Below are 3801 nucleotides of genomic sequence, written 5' to 3' on the forward strand. Positions count from 1 at the left end.
CCTTGGCAAGGTCGTGCTCTACCAACTGAGCTATTCCCGCATAAACCGGATTAATTATCCTTCACTTCTGGTGAAAAGCAACTTTTCACGATAACTAATCCTTTTCTTGATGAATTAGCTATAACATCATGAATTTTATAACTATTTCATGCGTAAGCAATTCAACGGCCAGCATTATGTACTAATCAGATAACGCTAGCAAGCCCTTTCCATGGAAAAATATCGCTGGCAAGTAACCTAATACCCGCCATCGATGACCAACCGATAACACCATATGGCCATATGCGCCGCTTTTTAGTATTCGCGGGAGAAGTCCACTTCTCCCCGTAACGTACCGCCTTCACGAAAACGCACCAGATTATGAAGGAATAGTCGCCCCATCAGGGTCGGCACCATCGGGCCTGCAATATGGCCGGTAAGCGTCAGTTTCGGTTCTTGCCAGAACGGGTGCGCAGCAGGTAAAGGCTCCTGACGAAATACATCCAAGACCGCGCCGGCGATTTGTCTTGTGCTCAACGCCGCCAGCAGGTCCCCATCCACCACCGCCGTACCACGGCCTACGTTGATAAACAAGGCGGAGGGTTTCATTGCGGCAAACACGCCTGCATGATAGATGTCGGTCGTTGCTGTCGTATCGGGCAGAATATTAATCACGTAATCCACATCCTGCACCGCCGTTTTGAGTTCGGCGATCCCTACTACACGCTGAAAGTACGGCAAGACCCGGGGCGTGTTCACAATCCCGAATAATGCAACCCCGAAAGGCTGTAGAAAACCGGCCACTTCACACCCAATTTCTCCTGCGCCGACAATGAGTACGCGTCTGCCAGCCAGAGAACCTGGCAGACGGTGGTTCCACTCGCACTGCCGTTGACTGAGCAGGCGTTCATCAAGCTGTAGCTCATGCTTGAGCATATGGGCAAGCACGTATTCGGCAATCGGTTGACCAAATACACCTACCGCGCGGCTCAGACGATAATCGCGCGGCAATCCCCTCGCCAGCAATGGCTTAAATCCGGCCCAGGTCGATTGTAGCCACTTCGGCCTTGCTCCCTGAGCCAACAAGCCGGCGACAACATCAGGTTCGCCAAGCCAGACAGGATAACTACGAGCCTGCTCCGCCGTTCCATTGGATAACACCAGTTCCAGTTCTGGGGCTTCATGGCGTAACACGGGAACAATTTCATCAGCACGGGCATCCAACAGAAGCACAGAAGTCATAAGCAGGTTCCTTGAACAAAACCGGGAAAAAATGGAGCAGAAAAAGCATGGTAGCGGGATCAACGCATCAGAATAAGCGAAAAATATTATAGCATGAGACTTCGCACTTAAATTCCAAGGCAAGATACATACTTAATGGGCATCTACAGCAAGGGGGTCAGGTACTTGAGGATGTGTTTCACAGATTCCTGGCGCCTCTGACTTGCGTTACCCCACCTGCTAATAATTTTATGCGCTGACTTTGGCGGTCGCTGATAGCTGTATCACGACAAAAAAGTGCATTTAAAACAGGCCCACGGTAAACTTCCGATGAGTAATGAATATCAGGTGTATTAGGCGTGTGCTGCGTGCGCTTTGGGCCCCCATAAATACGGAGAACTAAATTCAACCTTTTATTGATGAATGAGAACAACTATGTCTACATCCGACGTCAAGGCTAAACGGCCTGCCTCCCTTCTCCGTGCATTTCTCGACAACAACTCTTCCGGCGGTATTGTTCTGATGATAGCGGCAGCCGTCGCGATCATCATCGCCAATACGCCTTTAGGACGCTCCTACGATGCTATCTTGCATACCTACGTCGGTGGTCTGTCAGTCCTGCATTGGATCAACGATGGTCTGATGGTTCTATTCTTCCTGATGGTCGGTCTCGAAATCAAACGCGAAGTCCTGGACGGTCAGCTATCTACCTGGTCACGACGCATTCTGCCCGGAAGCGCCGCGATCGGCGGCATGATCGGTCCAGCCCTGATCTTCCTGGCCTTCAACGTTGGGGAAGGCGGTCATCCTAATGGGTGGGCCATCCCGTCCGCGACGGATATCGCCTTCGCGCTGGGAGTCCTGTCCCTGCTCGGTCCTCGCGTTCCGATATCGCTGCGCGTCTTCCTGACGGCACTGGCCATCATCGACGATCTGGGCGCGGTCGTCATCATCGCACTCTTCTACACCAGTTCTCTCAGCATGGCTGCGCTTGGGGCCGCCGCGCTTGTGATCATTGCTCTCGTCGCCCTCAACCGCTTCGGTGTCGTGCGTCTGTTTCCGTACTTTATTCTTGGCGCGATGCTTTGGTTCTTCATTCTCAAATCCGGGGTTCACGCAACACTGGCGGGCGTGATTCTGGCGTTGGTTATCCCACTGCGCCCCAAAACCGCACGGTCTGACGACACGATCTCGCCATTGCTCCAGGTCGAGCATGGTTTACAGCCATGGGTGACGTTCCTAATCGTGCCGCTCTTCGGTTTCGCGAATGCCGGCGTGTCCTTCGCCGATATGTCCCTCTCCGATCTTGCTCAGCCTGTCCCGCTTGGCGTGGCTTTCGGCCTTTTCCTGGGCAAGCAATTCGGCGTCTTCCTCACATCTTTCGCGATCATCCGGCTTGGCTGGGCGCAGTTGCCAACGGGAGCAAACTGGAAGCAGCTCTATGGCGTCGCGATACTTTGCGGGATCGGCTTTACCATGAGCCTATTTATCGGCCTGCTTGCGTTCCCTGATGTGCCTCTATTGCAAAATGAATTGAAACTCGGCGTGCTGCTCGGCTCCATTGTTTCCGGCGTCATCGGGGCATTCCTTTTGCGGGCCGTGGGCCCCCAGAAAGCGACATAAATTTTCTTATCGTGCTTCTGGGTTCCGGTTCGGGGGCACGACCCGGGTACGGCTTAGGTTTGTGCTGGCGTTGTGCCTCTTGGTACCGAGCGCGGCGGCAAGGTACCCGATTTTCGGGTGCTAATCTTGTGTAACCCACATGAAAATATGCAATTGCTTCACCCAAACTATACGTTATGGCGTATGGCCTGACGTTGTTTCTGTATTATTTTTTGATTATATTCAATACGTGATCCGCAAATGAGGAACTCATCATGTCCCGAACCACGACAATGACCGTTCGCCTCAAAGGGCCGTTGAGTGACTTCGTGGCCGCCAACGTAGGTGAACATGGTTCTTACGACAACGTCAGCGAGTATATCCGAGACCTGATTCGCCGGGACAAGGAACGGGTGGAGTCAGAAGCATTCGAACGGCTCAAAGCGGAACTGACTAATGCCTTCGCAGCGCCAGAATCTTCATACTTGTCCTTGACTGCCGCAGATATCATTGCACGCAACAAGGCCTGACCGTATGGCTAATGTACGCATACAGGAGGCCGCTTCTTATCGCCTTGACGAGATCTATCGTTACACTCGTGAGCAATGGGGAATGCCACAGGCCGATCGTTACATTACTGGCTTGTTTGAGGCATTTTCCAGAATAGAAACCCATGAGGTCGTATCAAGACCGGTACCCGCCGAGTTTGGAGTGGAGGGATTCTTCTTTCGCTACGAGCGGCATGTCGTCTACTGGCGCAGATTATCAAACGGCGACATCGGTATCGTGACGATTCTGCACGAGCGGATGCATCTGATTGATCGGTTTCGTGAAAATTTTAGAACTTGATGGTGGAGCCATCCCAAAGCGGACCTCAGACGGTCGGTACGACTTAGGTTTATGCTGGTATTACGTCTTTTAGGGCCGGACGCGGCGGGCAAAGCACCCGATTTTCGTGTACTAATTTGTGTACTACTTCGGCGTGGTTGACGGTGGTTT

4 protein-coding genes are annotated in these 3801 nt (G+C 52.5%); 3 read left to right on the plus strand and 1 reads right to left on the minus strand.

All coding sequences use genetic code 11. The features are described 5' to 3' along the window. Positions 1 to 294: 294 nt before the first annotated feature. The gene (locus DDT52_RS20740; protein WP_136157987.1) at positions 295 to 1221 is read right to left on the minus strand and encodes a D-2-hydroxyacid dehydrogenase; all 927 of its coding nucleotides are present in this window, start codon (positions 1219 to 1221) and stop codon (positions 295 to 297) included. A 414-nt stretch (positions 1222 to 1635) separates the two neighbouring features. On the opposite strand from DDT52_RS20740, the gene nhaA reads away from it, so the two are divergent. The 3 genes from nhaA (at position 1636) to DDT52_RS20755 (ending at position 3651) form a co-directional block, all read left to right on the plus strand. Then, positions 1636 to 2823, plus strand: coding sequence for a Na+/H+ antiporter NhaA (gene nhaA / locus DDT52_RS20745; protein WP_136157988.1), 1188 nt, complete (start codon positions 1636 to 1638; stop codon positions 2821 to 2823). A 254-nt stretch (positions 2824 to 3077) separates the two neighbouring features. Continuing rightward, positions 3078 to 3332 (plus strand): ribbon-helix-helix domain-containing protein, encoded by a 255-nt coding sequence (locus DDT52_RS20750; protein WP_136157989.1) that lies wholly within the window; start codon positions 3078 to 3080, stop codon positions 3330 to 3332. A gap of 4 nt (positions 3333 to 3336) precedes the next feature. Continuing rightward, positions 3337 to 3651, plus strand: coding sequence for a type II toxin-antitoxin system RelE/ParE family toxin (locus DDT52_RS20755; RefSeq protein WP_136157990.1), 315 nt, complete (start codon positions 3337 to 3339; stop codon positions 3649 to 3651). Positions 3652 to 3801: the final 150 nt, after the last annotated feature.

Origin of the sequence: Brenneria roseae subsp. roseae (assembly GCF_003115845.1) — a bacterium.
Classification (GTDB): domain Bacteria; phylum Pseudomonadota; class Gammaproteobacteria; order Enterobacterales; family Enterobacteriaceae; genus Brenneria; species Brenneria roseae.

Bases quoted from the DNA above. Each gene is read 5' to 3' on its own strand.
- nhaA (WP_136157988.1), top strand. From the start codon at position 1,636: ATGTCTACATCCGACGTCAAGGCTAAACGGCCTGCCTCCCTTCTCCGT.
- DDT52_RS20755 (WP_136157990.1), top strand. From the start codon at position 3,337: ATGGCTAATGTACGCATACAGGAGGCCGCTTCTTATCGCCTTGACGAG.
- DDT52_RS20740 (WP_136157987.1), bottom strand. From the start codon at position 1,221: ATGACTTCTGTGCTTCTGTTGGATGCCCGTGCTGATGAAATTGTTCCC.
- DDT52_RS20750 (WP_136157989.1), top strand. From the start codon at position 3,078: ATGTCCCGAACCACGACAATGACCGTTCGCCTCAAAGGGCCGTTGAGT.